We start from the raw sequence: 17079 nt of genomic DNA, 5'->3' as shown, positions 1-17079 counted from the left end.
AATTTCTTTTCTGTTCAATGCGTTGCGGAGCCTATCGGACTCTACATATGACCCACTTCATCGGGGATGTCGTAGAAGGTCGGGTGGCGATAGATCTTGTCGTCCGACGGGTCGAACAGCATGCCCTTGTCGTCCGGATCGGAGGCCGTGATATCGGCGGATTTGACGACCCAGATGCTCACCCCCTCGCCGCGGCGGGTATAGACGTCGCGCGCGTTCTGCATCGCCATTTCCGCGTCCGGCGCGCGCAGGCTGCCGGCATGGCGGTGATGCATGCCCGCCTTGCTGCGGGTGAAGACTTCCCAAAGGGGCCATTCCTTGGACATGGGTTTACTCCTGCCTGATACGGTGCGCGGGGGCATGGCTGCCGCGCCGCGATGGGTTCTTGTGTTTGTGGCGGCACCGGCCGCCGCGTTTCTTAACGTGGCTCTATGGACCAGCCCTATTCGGCGGCTCTATTCGGCGCCCTATTCGGCGGCGGCGGCCAGTTTCCGGGCCTGTTTCTTTTCCGCATGCGCCATGGCGGCTTCCCGCACCCAGGCGCCGTTGTCCCAGGCGTTCCGCCGGTCCTGCAGGCGTTCGCGGTTGCAGATGCCGTTGCCGTTCACGACCTGCCAGAACTCATCCCAATCGATCTCGCCGAAATCGTAATGGCCGGTTTCCTCATTGAATTTCAGGTCCGGGTCGGGAACGGTCAGGCCCAGATACTCGGCCTGCGGCACGGTCATATCGACGAAGCGCTGGCGCAGGTCGTCGTTGGAATCGCGCTTGATCCGCCAGGCCATGCTCTGTTCGCTGTTCGGGCTGTCCTTGTCGCTCGGCCCGAACATCATCAGGCTCGGCCACCACCAGCGGTTCAGGGAATCCTGCGCCATCTTCTTCTGCGCGGGCGTTCCCTGGGCCAGTGCCATCATCGCCTCGTAACCCTGGCGCTGATGGAAACTTTCCTCCTTGCAGATCCGCACCATCGCCCGGCTGTAGGGGCCGTAGGAGCAGCGCTGCAGCGAGACCTGATTGACGATCGCGGCGCCGTCGACCAGCCAGCCGATCGCCGCGACATCCGCCCAGGTCAGGGTCGGGTAATTGAAGATGCTGCTGTATTTGGCGCGGCCGTCATGCAGCGCCTCCAGCAGATCGTCGCGGGAAACGCCCAGCGTTTCCGCCGCGCTGTAGAGGTAGAGCGAATGCCCGGCCTCGTCCTGAATCTTGGACAGCAGAATGGCCTTGCGGCGCAGGCTGGGCGCGCGGGTCACCCAATTCCCTTCCGGCAGCATGCCGACATATTCCGAATGCGCATGCTGGGAAATCTGACGAACCAGGGTTTTCCGATACTTTTCCGGCATCCAGTCGCGCGGTTCCACCTTGCCTTCCGCGGCGACACGGTCGTCGAACGCGGCCCGCTTGGCGGGATCCTCGTTGCGATCCGTTTCGGCGGCGAAGGCACGCGCCTCTTCCGGTTTTTCGGCGATCGTATAGGCCATGTCGCGTTTCCGTCCTGTTTTCGTACTGGTGCCGTCTTGTTCCCCGCCGACGCCACCGATTTCAAAATCCGGCACGCATCGCGGGCATGTTATCCACCCGATCTACGCCTAGAATATGATATGGATTTTTCAATTTCAACGAAAAAAGTGTATCATAAAGTTCGTCCTGATCCGGCGCGCCGCCTGAAATCGGCGGTCGAACCATCCCCATTTGGGGGTATGGCGATCCGGCCCGGTCCGATACTTCTGAAAGCGCCTGGAAATCCAATGGGGACCGATCCGGATGAAACGATCATTTCTCGCCGCCGCCATCGCGGCCGTCACCTTTTTCACGCAGGCTTTGCCCGGCGCGGGAGCGGTTGCGGCCTCGGAACGGAAAACGGTCGTTTTCGGCGTGGTGCCGCAGCAATCGGCCAGCCGCTTGGCCCGGGTCTGGATTCCACTGACCCGGCACCTGTCGGAAAAGCTCGGCCGGGAGATCGAATTTGCGACCGCCAAGGATATCCCGACCTTCGAATCCTGCCTGGCCAAGGGTGCCTATGACGTCGCCTATATGAACCCCTACCATTACGTCGTGTTCCATGACGCCCCGGGGTACGAGGCCATCGCACGGCAAAAGGACAAAAAACTTCAAGGACTTATGGTGACCCGCAAGGACCGCCCGAAAGCCGGGTTGAAGGACCTTCAGGGCGCCAAGATCGCCTTTCCAAGCCCGGCCGCCTTCGGCGCCAGTGTGATCCCGCGCGCCGAGTTGAAAAAGAACGGCATCGACTTCACCCCCGACTATGTGCGGTCCCACGATTCCGTCTATCGGGCCGTCGCACTGGGCCTGCACGACGCCGGCGGCGGCGTGCGCCGGACCTGGAACACCCTGGCGCCCGAGATCCGCGACCAGTTGGAGATCTTTTACGAGACCGCACCCTACACGCCGCACGCCATCGCCGTGCACCCGTTGCTGGACGCCGCGCTGCGCGACAGCCTGAAGTCGGCCCTGCTGGCCATGACCGAGGCCGACGGCGACATCCTGAAAAATCTGGGTATATTAGGGTTTGAAGAAGGGAAGAACGCGGATTGGGACGATGTCCGGTCGCTGAACCTGGACAAGACCCAGACGCAAATCGTGGATGAAATAGGCAACCGATGTCATTCCGGCTGAAAACCGTTATCGGGATAGCGGCGATCGAATTCCTGATGCTGGCCGTCCTGGTCATCAGCAGCATCAACTACATCACCACCTCCAACGAAGACCGGATCGTCGCCCAGGCCCAGACCGCGAGCCGCCTGCTGGCGACAATGACGGCCGACGCCACGGTCGCCCTGGATATCGCCACCCTGGACGAGTTGGTCTATCAGGCCGTCTCCAATCCCGGCATCGAATACGCGCGCGTCCGGCTGGAAGACGGCACCATTGTCTCCCAGGAAGGGCCGATCGACATCCTGGTCCTGCCCTTCAAGCAGGATTCCACCATCGCCGACACCAATGACGACCACCGGTTGGACGTCTGGTCGCCGATCGTGGTGGCGGGCCGCCCGTTCGGCCGGGTCGAACTCGGCATGTCCACGAGCGAGTTGAAGGATACGATTGCCGATGCCCGCGAATGGATGCTGGGCATCGCGGGGGCTGAAATCGCCATCGTCGCGGTTTTCGGTCTGCTGCTGGGACAGATCCTGACCGCCCAATTGGTGCGTCTGCAGAAAGCCGCCGAGCAGGTCGCGAAAGGCGATTTCGGCTATCAGACAGCGGTGCGGGGCAGCGACGAACTGGCCCAGACGGCAATCAGCTTCAACACCATGTCCGAATTCCTGAACACCTATGCGCAGCGCCTGGAAGAGGCCCGCGCCGAAGCGGAAGCGCGCCGGGCCGCGGCCGAAGACCGGCTGTACGACGCCATAGAGAGCATGCCGCAGGGCGTCGCCGTCCTGGAGGCGGACCTGACCATCGTCCACGTGAACGACGCTTTCTGCGCCATGTTCGGCCTGGACCGCAGCAAGGTCCGGCCCGGATCCAATTATCGCCACCTGCCCGTCCTGCAGGATGTGCTGGAGGGCGAACTGCTGCAGCCGGACACCGAGCAGGCGGAAGACAGCCGGTCGGAAGAAGCAGATGCCGTCGTGGGCCGCATGGAACGTCACGCCAATCCCGGCGCCTACCGCCGCTGGGAAACGAAGCTGCCGGACGGCCGGATCATACAGACAACCCAGGAAAAGATGCGCGACGGCGGGATCGTGCTGGTCGAGAGCGATGTCACGAACTTGTTCGAGGCCGCCGATAAGAACAGGCAATTGGAACGTGACCTGATGCAGAAACAGAAACTGGAAAGCCTGGGCACGCTGGCCGGCGGCGTGGCCCATGAAATCAATACCCCGGCCCAATATGTCGGCGACAACCTGAACTTCCTGTCTGGATCGATGAAAGACCTGTTCGACTGTATCGAAGGCCTGTGCGAGGACCTGAAAAGCTGCGGCAGGGAAGAGGAAGTGATCCGCCGGCTGCAAAAGGCCGATTACGAATACCTGCTTGAAGAAATGCCGGCTGCGGCGAACCAGTCCCTGGAAGGCGTCGGGCGCATCCGCGACATCATCAGCGCGGTGAAGTTCTACGCTCATCCCGGCGCGACGGACAAACAGCAGGTGAACCTGAACGAGGTCATCCGCAATACGGTCATCGTAACCCGCAATCAGTGGAAATACGGGTCGGAGCTGGACATGAAGCTCGACGAGGACCTACCGCCGATCATCGCCAATGACGGCCAGATGACGCAGTTGCTGGTCAACCTGATCGTCAACGCAAGCGACGCGATCGACAGCAGCGGCAAGGACGGGCTGGGCCGTATTGAAATCGAAACACGAAGCCTGGACGGGTCGGTGGAATTGATCATTCGCGACAGCGGCACGGGGATACCGGAGGACATCCGTGCAAAAATTTTCGACCCCTTCTTCACCACCAAACCGCCGGGCAAGGGTACGGGTCAGGGACTGACGATCTGCCGCAACATAGTCTGCGACAAGCACGACGGCACAATCGACGCAAGACCCGGCAAGAACGGCGGCACGGAGTTCATTATCACCCTGCCCTGCCAATCGACGGATGTGGAAGGCGAAGAGGCAATCGTAGACACCGTCCAGACCGCTGTTGCCTAGTTTATCGTTTACCTATAGGCGGGCTAATAGCGATTAAATAAGCCGGTTACGAATAATGGTAGAGCCCCTTCCCACAATCATCTTCGTCGATGACGAAGTCCAGGTCCTGGACGGCTTGCGCCGTAGCCTGCGCAAGCACCGCGATATCTGGAACATGGTTTACCTGGAAGGCGGGCAGGCTGCTCTGGACTTCATGCGGTCGAACCCGGTCGACGCGGTCGTGTCGGACATGCGCATGCCCGTCGTCGACGGTGCCTCCGTCATGGCCGAAGCGGCCCACCGGCACCCTCAATCGGTTCGCATCATTCTATCCGGGCATGCGGAGCAGGAAATGCTGATGCGCGCGATCGGCAGCGCACATCAGTTTCTGCCCAAGCCCTGCGACCCCGAACGCCTGACGGATGTGCTGCACCGGCTGCTGAACCTCCAATGCAACCTGGACTCGGAGAGCCTCCGGCATCTGGCCGACAGCCTGAGATCCCTTCCCTCGCCTTCCAAGACCTTTGTCGCGTTGATGGCGGAAATCGACTCACCGACGTCCAGCGCGGCTTCCGTCGGCAAAATCGTCGAGACGGATCTTGGCCTGACGGCGCAGATCCTACGCCTGTCGAATTCACCCTGTTTTTCCATGCCCAGCCGGATTTCCTCGTGCAAACAAGCGGTGCAACTGCTTGGCCTGGAGACGGTGAAAGCGCTGGCCACTCTGGCCGAGTTTCATAAAATCGCGGACCGCAAGCCCGAACTGCAGAACGTCGTCGCCCGCCTGGCCGAACGCTCGCTGTCGATCGGCACCGCTGCGGCACGCATTGCGCGTCTTGAGAAACTGCCGATTGAGACGGTTGAAGCGGCATCCACGGCGGGCATTCTTTGCCATGTCGGGACCCTGGTCCTGCAAGTGAACGACTCAAAAACGTTCAATGCCGCGATGGAAGACGTGGAAAAAGGCCGTTTCGCTGTTCCGGATGCGGAGACCAACCGCTTCGGCGCATCCCATGCGCAACTGGGGGGCCGCCTCGTCGCGCTTTGGGACTTCCCATCCGAAATCGTCGAAGCCGTCTGTTTCCATCATACGCCATCGGGCACATTGGCACCGGACTCCAAACGAACCGTGGACGTCCTGGCCTGCGTGCATGCCGCGCAATTCCTGGTCCGCACGCTGAACAAACCGGATATGGACCGGGAGGAAATGATCAAGCGGGGGTTGGACGCAGAATACCTGGCCGCTGCCGGTTGCCTGGATCGGATCGAGGCGTGGCGTGACGCCGTGGTCGTCGCGCTGAAGGATCTGCAGGAAGGCGTCGCCTGACGCGCCCCGTCTAGCGGGAGGCGATGGACAACAGGATGTTTCGGACCAATTCCGCCTGCCGCGTCGCCCCGGTCTTGGAAAAGATATTCTTTAAATAAGTGCGTGCGGTACTTTTGGTCACACCGCATTCAGCCGCGGCTTCATCGAGGCTAAGGCCCTGGGCCATCGCGGCGGCGAGACGGGATTCCGACACGGTCAATCCGAACAGGGACGCGATCAGATCCGGCTTTGGATTGGGCGCCGCCCCATCGCGTGAGACATAGAGGTACAAACGGGCTTCCTGCCCCGGGCCCGCATCGCCGGCCAGAATCGTCGCCCGGATCGGACGGCCTTCCTCGTCCTCCAGTTTCAGACCGGCGGTCTGCTGTGTATCCCGCGCCGCCCGCATCGCGCCGTGCAGCTGTTCCGTCTCCTCCGCACGGGCGGCCCGCAGGATGCCGGACGCGTCGACGGTAAGGCCCGCATGCTGGGCGATCAGTTCCCCGCCGCTCTGGTTCGTGAACAGGAGCCGCCCATCGGCATTGGTGACAAGAACGGCGAAAGGCAGGTTGTCCAATGCCGTTGCCCCGATATCCCCGGCGGTATCGGAACCGTCCCCAATGTATTCAAGTCGCTTGGACAGAGCGGCCTCGATGCCTTCGGACAATTGCTCGACCGGACAGGGTTTTACGTAAAAGCGGAAGATATTCCCGTCATTGATCATCGACAGCGCGACATCGAACTCGGTCGAACCGGACAGAACGATGGTTTGCGTGGACGGTATCGTCGTGCGGATCCGCCGCGCCAGTTCGACACCGTCCATTACCGGCATGCGGATATCGACGACCGCCACATGCGGCGGGTCCTGCCGCATGGTTTCGAACGCCTCGGTCGGGTCCTGATAGAACTGCATATCCCAGCAGTCACGCTTGTCCCGCAAAGCGCGCCGCAATCCGGTGAGTACGGCCGCTTCGTCATCAACGAAAGCGACCTTTGGGCTATCTATCATTTCCGCATTTTAGAAGATGATTGTTAACGCATCATCAAATCGCCCCCAAATGCGGATAGGTCAAGTCCCGGCAGCGCGTTACTCCTCACCCAACTCGCTACCAGGGTGTCGGAAATGCAAAAGGTCCTGATCGTTTCATACGACCTGTCGGTCCTCTCTGTCGCAAGACAGATCCTTCTGGATCAATTCGACGTATTAACCACGGACGACGGCACAACGGCCTTCGCCCTGTTACGTGATTTCAAAAGGATTGATGCGGTGATCTGCGATACAAAGGCGAGCAATATGACAGGGCTGGATTTTCTGACGGAAGCCTCGCAGATCGTGCCTGAGGCGGCCATCGTGTTGATGACCGACCAGACAGACGACGCAGCCCGGAAGCAAAAGGCCGCCGCGCCCCCTTCCTGGCGCCGGATCGAAAAGCCGCTGGACGGACGTTCCCTTCTCGCGGTTCTCGATCGCTCGCCGGACGACACCGCAACGCCGCCGGGCAGTGGCTCTTTCGGAAAGGATATACTTAAAGACGCCTTGTCGAAGACGGACCCGGATCACGAATTCAGCATGGTCTATCAGCCGCGGATTTGCGCAAAAACCGAAAAGACCTGCGCCGTCGAAGCCTTCGTACGCTGGAACAGCTCGAAACTCGGCGCCGTGCCGCCCGCCGAGTTCATCCCCGTCGCCGAGGAAACCGGCGACATCCTGTGGATTACCGATTGGACGCTGCAGACCGCCTGCAAAGCGGCGCGTGATTGGATCGATCAAGGTAATGAGGCGATACCCGTCTCGGTCAATGTCTCCCCAATGGTCTATACGGATGCTCGCCTGGTCGCCCTGGTCGCCAATGCCATCCGTGTTTCGGGCATCCCTGCGCACTTGCTGGAGCTGGAATTGACGGAAGGCTTGAACGTCTTCTGCTTACACGCCGCGCGCCAGAGTGCGGAAGGTTTGAATGCATTGGGCATTCGCGTCAGTGTCGACGGCATCAATGATGATGACCAAGCGGATTCGGAACTGGCCCCAGGGCAAGCCGAATGCCTGCGCGGCGGCCACGCCTTGATCGGCCGTTTTTCAAGCACGAACAGAGATAAGGTCCTTCAGCCGATCCGGGAACTGGGAAGGAAACTCGGCATCAAGACCGTCGCCGCAGGTGTGGAAAACCTTCAGCATGTCGAATTCATACGATCGCTGGGTTTCGACCAGATGCAGGGTTTCCTGATTTCTGAACCGCTTGGGCAAGCCGACCTGGGCAATTGGTTGAAGACCCGCGCCGTCACCTGATACCCGCACGGCCTTCCAATACATTCAATTTGTTATTGAACCCGCTTCAGCGCGGGTAATGCTTTTTTCCCCCGCAAGACCAGACCTCCACAGGTCCATATCATTCTCTTTGCATTTACCCCCAAATGCGGATGTGCCGCCCGACACCGGTTATCTATATCGAAGAGATAGTCGGTTGATCGTGGAAAGAGGACGAAATTTTTCCGTCGGATTGCAGGTATTTCGTAGGAGGAACACATGGAAAAGATTCTGTTCGTAGATGACGATTCCAAATTGCTGGCAGGTATCCGCCGCATGTTTCGAAACGAATTCGACATCGATTGCGCCGAAGGCGGCGCCGTCGGGCTGGACATGATCGGTCGAGGCACGCATTACGCAGCCGTCGTCGCGGACATGCGTATGCCTGGCATGGATGGGGTAGAATTCCTGTCCTCAATAGCCGAGAGATATCCGGATCCGACCCGTATCATGTTGACCGGAAACAACGACCAGGAGACAGCGGTAAAGGCTGTGAACGAGGGCCATGTCTTCCGCTTCCTCAACAAACCCTGTTCCATCGACGACCTGCGCGAAACGCTGATCGCGGCCGTTGAACGGCATCGCCTTCGCTGTCTGGAACGTGACCTGATGGAACGTACCATGGCCGGCAGTGTTAAAGTCCTGCTGGATGTCATGGAAGTGACCAATCCGATTGCATTCGGGCGCGTTTGCGGATTGCGCAGCGTTGCGGAAAAGGCCGCTGATGCCATGGGTGCGGGTCAGAGTTGGGAAATAAAGATCGCAACCCTTCTGTCGTCAATCGGTTGGATCAGTGTTCCCGACGACATTATCCAGAAAGTCGTATTGAAACAGAAATTGAGTGCCGACGAACAGGATATCGTCGAACGCCATGTTGATGTCGCATACGACCTGTTGAAAGGCGTCCCGCGCATGGGTGGGGTCGCAAGTACGATCCGGTATCAGAACAAGAATTTCGACGGGACAGGTTACCCTGACGACCCGGTTGCCGGAGAAAAGATCCCCCTCGGCAGCCGCATACTGAAGGTCTTGAACGCGGTGACGCCAATGGGGCCGAATATGCGTCCGGATCCGGAACTCTGCCGGCGACTGTCGATGGAAGGTGAGGAATACGACCCCGCCGTACTCGTGATCGTTCAGGACATCCTGGACAATGAATCTGCCAACCGTACCGGCGACCACGTCGAGGTTATGGAGTTGGATGCCTCGCGCCTACTGCCCGGCGATGTCTTGGAAACCGACTTGTGCGCTTCGGATGGCACATTGCTGCTCTCGGCGGGCCATCAATTGACCCATTTGCAGATCACGAAACTTCGCCGTCATCCCAAGTTCAAAATGATCGTCGACCCGGCAACGGTGAGCCGTTTGATCATTTGAACCGATTTTTCGACGAGTGCCCTTGTCCCGACCCCAACGACACCTTGATGGGACCTGTCGGCACTTTGCGGCGCCTTCCCCAACGGCGCCGATCCCGTCGGGTGCTCTGCCGCGCTACCCCCTCCTGCGGCAGAGCACTTCGACCGGGACCAGGTTTCCGCTGCGAATGCCTTTCGCGGTATTCCCGGTAGCCGTCTTGGCAAGCGCCGGACCGTGGATCAGATGTACACCGCGATGCGGTGGTTTCTCGCCCCGGTCCAGCATCTCCTTGCTGCGTTTGCCGAATGCAAGATTCTCATCCGTTGCGTCACGAACGCGTTCGACCAGGAAGCCCGCGCGTTCAAGCCCCGCGACCGTCTCATCCACGCTGACCAGAAAACTTGCATCCTCGGTTTCCGCCCAGGGTGTCGGATAGTCGACCTCTCCGGCTCCGCCGCTCGCCAGCTCCGACAGGATCAGCGGCGCACCGGGCCGCAGGACGCGGCGCACCTCGCGGTAAAAGGCATCCTTGTCGGCTATATTCATCGACACGTTCATCGAATAGGCGCCGTCGAAGCTCGCTTCGTGAAACGGCATGGACAGGGCATTGCCTTGAACGAAATCGACCCGGCCGGATAGACCGACCAGATCTGTCAGGCGCCGAGCGACATCAACGAATTCCGCCGTCAGGTCTATCCCGGTGACACGGCATCCGAACCGGTCCGCAAGGTAACGCGCCGGACCGCCGATACCGCTGCCGATATCCAATAGATGCGCATCCGCGCCCGGATCGAAGAGATCCGCCAATTCGCGCGTCGCCTCGATCGCGCGGCCGTGGAATTGATCATAGGGCGCGAGATCGTCGATGGACGGGTTGTCGGGATCGGCGCCGTCCTCGATCAACAGGCTGCGAAGGCGGTCGAACAGACCGCCATCGGCGTAATGACCGGTGATATGCGTTTCGTTGGTCAAGGCTCGCCTATGCCCGTTTCGCCAGCGGCGAGACGGGGCAAACGGCAACGGCGACGGAGATCATCGGCGACAGACCGCGGGTGTCGTTCTCATTAGCCGGCGTGATCAGGCCATCCGAGGCCTGCCCGCGCGCCGGCCCTTTGCCGGCCGCGACGTCCGCCGCGTGGTAGCCGGTCTGAGACGGGGCATCCCCTCTGAAACCGCGGATTGGAAAAATGTCTTCAATAAAGCTGAACAGGGTACCTGATGTCTTGAACATAATTTTCTTGGGGCAGTCTTTGGCGCCCAACCTCCTGAGTAGGTTCATATGCCGGTACCGGCCCCTGCCGACACCGTCTGGCATATGAACGTCGATCAGGCCGTTTCGTTGAACAACTCGCGGCCGATCAGCATCCGGCGGATCTCGCTGGTGCCGGCGCCAATCTCGTAGAGCTTGGCGTCACGCAACAGGCGACCGGTCGGATACTCGTTGATGTAACCGTTCCCGCCCAGGGTCTGGATCGCCTCAAGGGCCATCCACGTAGCTTTTTCGGCTGCGTAGAGGATGACACCGGCCGCGTCCTTGCGGGTCGTTTCCCCGCGGTCGCAGGCCTGCGCCACCATATAGACGTAGGACTTGCAGGCGTTCATGGTCGTATACATGTCCGCGAGTTTGCCCTGCATGAGCTGGAATTCGCCGATGGATTTACCGAATTGCTTGCGTTCGTGCAAGTAGGGCACGACGATGTCCATGCAGGCCTGCATGATACCCGTGGGGCCCGCGGCCAGCACCGCGCGCTCGTAATCCAGGCCGGACATCAGAACGTTGACGCCACGGCCGACCTCACCCAGCACATTCTCCTCCGGCACTTCGCAATCCTCGAAGACCAGTTCGCCCGTATGGCTGCCGCGCATGCCGAGCTTGTCCAGCTTCTGCGCCACCGAAAAACCTTTGAAAGTTTTTTCCACCAGGAAGGCGGTGATGCCGCGCGGCCCGGCATCCGGGTCCGTCTTGGCGTAGATTACCATCGTATCGGCATCCGGCCCGTTGGTGATCCAGAACTTCGTGCCGTTCAGGACATAGCGGTCGCCCTTCTTGTCGGCCCGCAGCTTCATGGAAACAACGTCGGACCCCGCGCCCGGTTCGGACATGGCGAGCGCCCCGACATGGTCGCCGGAAATCAGCTTCGGCAGGTAGCGTTTCTTCTGATCCTCGGTGCCGTTCCGGCGGATCTGGTTGACGCAGAGGTTCGAATGCGCGCCATAGCTGAGCCCGACCGAGGCGCTCGCGCGGCTGATCTCTTCCATCGCGATGCAATGCTCCAGATAGCCCATCGCGGCGCCGCCGTATTCCTCTTCGACCGTGACGCCGAGCACACCGAGATCGCCCATCTTCTTCCACAGATCCATCGGGAACTGGTCGGTCCGGTCGATCTCGTCAGCCCGGGGCGCGATCTCGTCCGCGGCGAAGGAGCGGACGGCATCCCGCAGCATGTCCGCGGTTTCGCCAAGGTTGAAGTTCAGGCTGGGATAGTCGTTGGCGATCATTCTAGGCTCCGTTTCCTCCGGGCGCTTTTAGCGGCGCCCCTGGTTTCAATCGTCGAAAACTCAAATGCGGCGCCGCCGTCCGGAACTATTCCGGCGGGGCGTCCGGCGTATTCTTCAGGACCATCAGGGTTACCAGCGCGGTGGCGCAATGTTTTTCCGACGCGCCGTCCTCCTGCCCCGAGAGAACGTAAAGGTCCGACTGACAGACCATCAGGCTTCCCCCGGCGCGGATCACGCGGGACCGGCCGATCATCGTCCGCCCATGCGCCGGCGCCAGCATATTGATCTTATACTCGACCGTGACGACCGAGTCTTCGGCGCGCATCAGGGAAAAGGCCGCATAACCGGCCGTGCAGTCCGCCACCGTACCGACCAGGCCGCCATGCAGGAAACCGTGCTGCTGGGTCAGCGCCCGGTCATAATCCACCCGCATCTCCACGTAACCGGCTGCGACCACCGGCATGGTGATGTTGCAATGCGCCATGAAGGGCTGGCGGGCGAAACTATCCCGCACCCGGGTCTCGAAATCGGGGTTCTTCGGGTCGAATGTCGGTTGACCGCCGGTCATCGCCGCCCCTCCTCCAACGCCGCCGGCATACTTTCGGCGGCACAGCGGGCATTCAGTTTCGCGCGGATGGCGTCCGGGAAGGGTCGGGCCTTGTGGGCCGCCCTGTCGAAATAGGCGGCCACCAACTCGCACCGTGCCGCCGGCACTTCCATGCCGCCGTCCAGCACCGTCATCTCGTGCAGGATACGGACGACCTTGTCCTTCACCTCAACGATCCGGCTGCGGATCGTCAGCACGTCGCCGGCGAAGACCTCGCGCAGATATTTCGTATGGGTCTCGACCGCGGCCATGCCGCTGCCATTGGCATCAAGGAATTTCCGGTCCAGCCCGACATTGGCGAAATTCGACCAGATCCCCTCGTTGAACTTCACCATGTAGGCGGCGATGTTGAGATGCCCCATGTGATCGCATTCGGGCGGAATGGCGACGCCCTGATAGGTCAGAATGCCGGGCCCGACGGTGCCGCTGACCGTCCGTTGGCCGGGTTCCATGTCGGTTTGCTGCGATAGGGCGATCATTTCCCGGTCAACTCCTTCAACCGGGCCCGGCTCTGCTCCGCAAGGGAGTCGAGCTCTTCGATCGTGTCCTCGATATCCCGGCGCTTGTCTTCCAACTCGGCGCGGCGTTCGGCGATCTTTTTCAGGAAAAGCTCCAACTGCCCCGCCTCTCCCGGCGGTGCGTCGTACATGCCGACGATTTCCTTGATCTCGGCCAAAGTGAAGCCGAGCCGTTTGCCGCGCAGGATCAGCTTCAGACGGACCCGGTCGCGGGACCGGAAGATGCGGTTCTGTCCTTCCCGCAGCGGGCTCAACAGGCCTTCGTCTTCATAGAAGCGGATCGTCCGCGTCGTTACGTCGAACGCGTCGGCCAATTCGCGGATGGTGTAGGTCTGGGACATGCTGTGCCGCTCGCCACAATCGGATACCGTGATTTACGTTTACGTTAACGTAAGTTGAAAAATCAGGCAAGCGGCGGAAGTTCGATCACGCGTTATCGCCACCGCTTTTTCCGCAGCGCTGGACAGACTGTATTCCCGGCCGAGAAAAGACAACGCGCCCGGCCTCATCAGCCGGGCGCGCTGCCCGAAACCTCATACCGCGGCGACGAAGCGCCGCGAGACCCGCTTAAGCGGCCATGCCCGGACGGCGCAGGCGCTTCAGCGCGCCAAGGCCGAACAGCCCGGACAGCAGCAAAATCGCTGCCGGCGGGACCGGCACCGCGAAGACGCCGACACCGATGATCATGTCATCGAAATCGCTGTCGCCGAGGCCGTCACCCAGAAAAACCAGGAAGATGTCCCCACCTTCGGAATTCTTGAAGGACTGCGTCGAGAAACCGAGTTTCATCTGATCCGGCGGGTCAGCCTGCGGATCGGAGTCCTCGGTCGTGATGCCCGCGTTGTCGGCAATGGCCCCCGCATTCCTGGTGTATCTGCCGTCGGTGATGAAACCGAAGGGCAGCAGGCTGCGGTCACCGAGTTCGATACCGCCCGGCCCGAAAGTCAGTTCGACAAAGTCACCCGGCGCGGTGCTGTGGTTGTGGAAGATCGCATTGGGATCCTCGTTATTGCTGTCCAGCACCAGACTGTCGGACAGGTCGAAATAGTTATCGTTGCCTGCTTCTGTCCCGAGATAGGTGAAGCGCACGATCGCCGGCCCGCCGAGCAGCGCCAACCCGTTGATCAACCCGTTGGTGATCTTGTTCTCCTCGTCGAAATAGACGATCTGCTTGTTGAACGCGGGATTGCTCGAATTCTGGGACAGGAAGTTGCCGACAGCGCTGGACGGCGCCGGATTATAGGCAACCGTGTTCAGGTCCATCGAATGGCCGGTACCGAGAATTTCCAGCGATGCTGCATTGGCCGAAGCGACACCGAACGCGGACGCGCCGAGTATCGCGGCCGTGATAATGGATTTTATTGCGAAACGCATGGATGCCTCCCCTGGGGCAGAGCGGTCAAAGAAACGACGACATACACTAGAAACGACTTGCATAGGATAGTACGCAAACCGCCCCCCAAATAGAGGGCGACGGTACACGGGCGTTACGGTTCCGACCTTCTATTTTAACGTCCGTTCACAAATTTAATCGGAACGGCGCACTGTTCACATTCCGCTCCCCGCGACTCCCCGGTCATACACCAGGGATCCGCCGGCAATCGTCGCCCGAACCTGCGGCCCGGCGGGCGTATCCGGATCGACCAGAATGAGGTCCGCGCGCGCCCCTTCGGCGATCTCGCCGCGATCCGACAGCCCCGCCGCCGCCGCCGGATTGCGGCTGACCTTGGCCCAGGCCTCCGGAAAGTCACAGCATCCGTCGCGCTGCAACCGGAAAGCCGCCGCCAGCATGCTGGGGTAGTAATAGTCGCTGGCCAGCACGTCGCATCGCCCGTCACGGACATTGTCCGCCGCATTCAGGGAGCCGTTATGGCTTCCGCCCCGCATCACGTTGGGCGCGCCCAGCACGATGGGATTGGCGAGCGTCACCGCCTCGTCCGCCGCCTCGTCGGTCATCGGGAATTCCGCCACCGTGCAGCCCAACCCGTCGTACCAGCGCCGGATTTCCGCCGTCTTGTCGTCATGGGACAGCTGCGCCACGCCGGCCCTGACCGCCGCTGCGGCCAGGCGCGACACGGCCGCCGGCACCTCTTCGCCATGCGCCGAGACATGTTGGGTCAAAGCGATGAAGTCCTCCGCCGAAAGGCCGGTCCGGCCGGTATATTCGCCGAGCTTCTTTTTCTCCGGGCTCAGGACCCGTTCCAGGATGGCCGGCGTATGGTCGTTGAAGGCCAGCAGGTCGATCCGCCCGCCCTCGATCCAGCCTTCCACTTCGGCGACTGCATCGAGGTTATAGGTCTCCCAGCGCAGATGGGTTCGGGTATCGCAACCGAAGGCCGGGCGCAGAGCCTCGATCGCGTCGAGCACGCTGCGGCATTGCTCGGCCCCGCGCAGGCCCGGCTCCCAGGAATAGGTGATCCCGTGAAAAGCGGTTGTGATGCCGTTCGAGACCAATTGCCGGTCGGTCTCCATGAAGGCGATGGGGTGATCCACATGCACGCCAGGCCGCGGCATCATCTGACGTTCGAAGGCATCGCCGTGAATATCGACCATGCCCGGCAGGACCCAGAGGCCCTTGGCATCAATCTCCGGCCCGCCGGAGGAGGAAGATCCGACAGCGGCAATCACCGCGCCCTCGATACCGACGGATGTTTCCTCAAAGCCGCCGTCGGGCACCAGCACCAGACCGTTTACTATCCTTGTCATAGACACTCCCGAACCCCGCATCCCACTGTCTCAATCGGCGGACATCACTAGCCCGCACCACGCGGCGGCAACAAGCCCCGACCGCCCAAATGGACCGCCTGCAACAAAACCTTCGCCTGATTTTCCCCTGCCTGAAACACAAACGACATGCCGTTGCAGGAAGACGGTCACATCCTCTCGCGCCATCAACGGCCGGGCGCAAATCGGCATCCGGCAGAGACACAGCAATGAAAGCCGCGGGACCAATGAAGCGGCGGCATTGCGACAGCTTCACCTTTGGGGACCGAATGATGAAAAGACGCCGTTTCCTTTCCGCCGCCGCCGGGGCAATCACCGCCGCCGCGCTGACGCTCACCGCCACCTCCGCCATGGCGGCCGAAAAACTTCGTTTCGCCGTGACCGATATCGAAGGTCTGGAAGCGTTGCAGACCGAATTCGGGCCCTTCCGCGACAAGCTCGGCGCCCTGACCGGCTACGATGTCGAGTTCTTTCCGGTCAGCAGCCGCACCGCGGCGGTCGAAGCGCTCAGTTCCGAACATGTCGATTTCGTCCTGACCGGCCCGGCCGAATATGTCGTCTTCAAGGCACGCACGGATGCGAAGGTGGTCATCGGCTGGCAGCGCCCGGACTATTTCGCTCAGATCGTCGTCATGGCCGACGGCCCGATCAAAAGCGTGGAGGATCTTCGCGGCAAGAAGGTTTCCTTCGGTTCCGTCGGGTCGACCAGCCAGCATCTCGGGCCGGCGCAGGCCCTGGCGGATATGGGCCTCGTCTTCAACAAGGATTACCAGCCGCAGATCATTTCCCGGAACGTTGCCGTGGAAGCGATGATCCGTGGGGACATCCAGGCCGTGGGCATGAACTTCTCGCATCTCGGCAAAATCCGCAAAGCCTTCCCGGACCACGCCTTCACCGTCGTGGCGCGCGGCCGTGACCTGCCCAACGACGTTCTGATCGCCGGCAAGCACGTCTCCGATGCCATGCTCGACACAATGCGCACCGTCTTCGTCGAACACGGCAAGGAACTGCTGGCCGAAGTCGTCAAAGGCGACGACAACCAGAAATATCTAGGCGGGCATTTCCTGAGCACGATCGAGGACAAGGACTACAACTACGTCCGGTCCATGTATTCGACGATCGGCGTCGACAAGTTCAACGCCTTTGTCGGCAACTGATCGACC

The 17079-nt window shown here is 61.0% G+C and carries 17 protein-coding genes; 6 read left to right on the top strand and 11 right to left on the bottom strand.

The window, feature by feature from the left end:
• Window positions 1-41 precede the first annotated feature (41 nt).
• On the bottom strand, window positions 42-326 hold the full coding sequence (paaB, locus tag ACQK2G_RS06545) for a 1,2-phenylacetyl-CoA epoxidase subunit PaaB (RefSeq protein WP_425404221.1): 285 nt from the start codon (window positions 324-326) through the stop codon (window positions 42-44).
• Between the two features lie 141 nt (window positions 327-467).
• Complete coding sequence (gene paaA / locus ACQK2G_RS06540) at window positions 468-1481, bottom strand: 1,2-phenylacetyl-CoA epoxidase subunit PaaA (RefSeq protein ID WP_425404220.1); 1014 nt, start codon at window positions 1479-1481, stop codon at window positions 468-470.
• Between the two features lie 283 nt (window positions 1482-1764).
• On the opposite strand from paaA, the gene ACQK2G_RS06535 reads away from it, so the two are divergent.
• Genes ACQK2G_RS06535 through ACQK2G_RS06525 form a run of 3 tightly spaced genes read left to right on the top strand, consistent with a single transcriptional unit; the run spans window position 1765 to window position 5928 of the window.
• Window positions 1765-2637, top strand: coding sequence for a phosphate/phosphite/phosphonate ABC transporter substrate-binding protein (locus ACQK2G_RS06535; RefSeq protein WP_425404219.1), 873 nt, complete (start codon window positions 1765-1767; stop codon window positions 2635-2637).
• The gene (locus ACQK2G_RS06530; RefSeq protein WP_425404218.1) at window positions 2622-4622 is read left to right on the top strand and encodes an ATP-binding protein; all 2001 of its coding nucleotides are present in this window, start codon (window positions 2622-2624) and stop codon (window positions 4620-4622) included. Before ACQK2G_RS06535 ends, ACQK2G_RS06530 begins: the two co-directional genes overlap by 16 nt.
• A 55-nt stretch (window positions 4623-4677) precedes the next feature.
• A complete protein-coding gene (locus tag ACQK2G_RS06525; protein WP_425404217.1) occupies window positions 4678-5928 on the top strand; it encodes an HDOD domain-containing protein in 1251 nt (416 codons plus the stop codon).
• Window positions 5929-5938: 10 nt separating this feature from the next.
• Here ACQK2G_RS06525 and ACQK2G_RS06520 read toward each other — a convergent pair whose 3' ends face one another.
• Window positions 5939-6916, bottom strand: coding sequence for a DNA-binding response regulator (locus tag ACQK2G_RS06520; RefSeq protein ID WP_425404216.1), 978 nt, complete (start codon window positions 6914-6916; stop codon window positions 5939-5941).
• 114 nt (window positions 6917-7030) lie between these two features.
• Here ACQK2G_RS06520 and ACQK2G_RS06515 point away from each other — a divergent pair, with 114 nt between their 5' ends.
• Window positions 7031-8194: an EAL domain-containing protein gene (locus tag ACQK2G_RS06515; protein WP_425404215.1), complete on the top strand. Its 1164-nt coding sequence runs from the start codon at window positions 7031-7033 to the stop codon at window positions 8192-8194.
• 237 nt (window positions 8195-8431) lie between these two features.
• Window positions 8432-9589, top strand: coding sequence for an HD domain-containing phosphohydrolase (locus ACQK2G_RS06510; protein ID WP_425404214.1), 1158 nt, complete (start codon window positions 8432-8434; stop codon window positions 9587-9589).
• Between the two features lie 114 nt (window positions 9590-9703).
• Here the strand turns inward: ACQK2G_RS06510 and ACQK2G_RS06505 are convergent, their stop codons facing one another.
• The 8 genes from ACQK2G_RS06505 to ACQK2G_RS06470 form a co-directional block, all read right to left on the bottom strand.
• A complete protein-coding gene (locus ACQK2G_RS06505; protein ID WP_425404213.1) occupies window positions 9704-10540 on the bottom strand; it encodes a class I SAM-dependent methyltransferase in 837 nt (278 codons plus the stop codon).
• Window positions 10541-10547: 7 nt separating this feature from the next.
• Window positions 10548-10799, bottom strand: coding sequence for a hypothetical protein (locus ACQK2G_RS06500; RefSeq protein WP_425404212.1), 252 nt, complete (start codon window positions 10797-10799; stop codon window positions 10548-10550).
• 95 nt (window positions 10800-10894) lie between these two features.
• Window positions 10895-12067, bottom strand: coding sequence for an isovaleryl-CoA dehydrogenase (locus ACQK2G_RS06495; RefSeq protein ID WP_425404211.1), 1173 nt, complete (start codon window positions 12065-12067; stop codon window positions 10895-10897).
• 85 nt (window positions 12068-12152) lie between these two features.
• Complete coding sequence (locus ACQK2G_RS06490) at window positions 12153-12635, bottom strand: PaaI family thioesterase (protein ID WP_425404210.1); 483 nt, start codon at window positions 12633-12635, stop codon at window positions 12153-12155.
• A complete protein-coding gene (locus tag ACQK2G_RS06485; RefSeq protein WP_425404209.1) occupies window positions 12632-13153 on the bottom strand; it encodes an acyl-CoA thioesterase in 522 nt (173 codons plus the stop codon). The genes ACQK2G_RS06490 and ACQK2G_RS06485 overlap by 4 nt, the downstream gene beginning before the upstream one ends.
• Window positions 13150-13533, bottom strand: coding sequence for a MerR family transcriptional regulator (locus ACQK2G_RS06480; protein WP_425404208.1), 384 nt, complete (start codon window positions 13531-13533; stop codon window positions 13150-13152). The genes ACQK2G_RS06485 and ACQK2G_RS06480 overlap by 4 nt, the downstream gene beginning before the upstream one ends.
• A gap of 226 nt (window positions 13534-13759) precedes the next feature.
• Window positions 13760-14566: a hypothetical protein gene (locus tag ACQK2G_RS06475; protein ID WP_425404207.1), complete on the bottom strand. Its 807-nt coding sequence runs from the start codon at window positions 14564-14566 to the stop codon at window positions 13760-13762.
• 174 nt (window positions 14567-14740) lie between these two features.
• Window positions 14741-15898: an alpha-D-ribose 1-methylphosphonate 5-triphosphate diphosphatase gene (locus ACQK2G_RS06470; protein WP_425404206.1), complete on the bottom strand. Its 1158-nt coding sequence runs from the start codon at window positions 15896-15898 to the stop codon at window positions 14741-14743.
• 287 nt (window positions 15899-16185) lie between these two features.
• Between ACQK2G_RS06470 and ACQK2G_RS06465 the strand changes: the two genes are divergently transcribed.
• Window positions 16186-17073, top strand: coding sequence for a PhnD/SsuA/transferrin family substrate-binding protein (locus ACQK2G_RS06465; protein ID WP_425404205.1), 888 nt, complete (start codon window positions 16186-16188; stop codon window positions 17071-17073).
• Window positions 17074-17079: the final 6 nt, after the last annotated feature.

The sequence above is a fragment of the Hwanghaeella sp. genome, assembly GCF_965227365.1.
GTDB lineage: Bacteria > Pseudomonadota > Alphaproteobacteria > UBA8366 > Aestuariispiraceae > Hwanghaeella.
The sequence above is the reverse complement of the archived record's forward strand: the minus strand, read 5'-3'. Positions and strand labels throughout refer to the sequence as shown.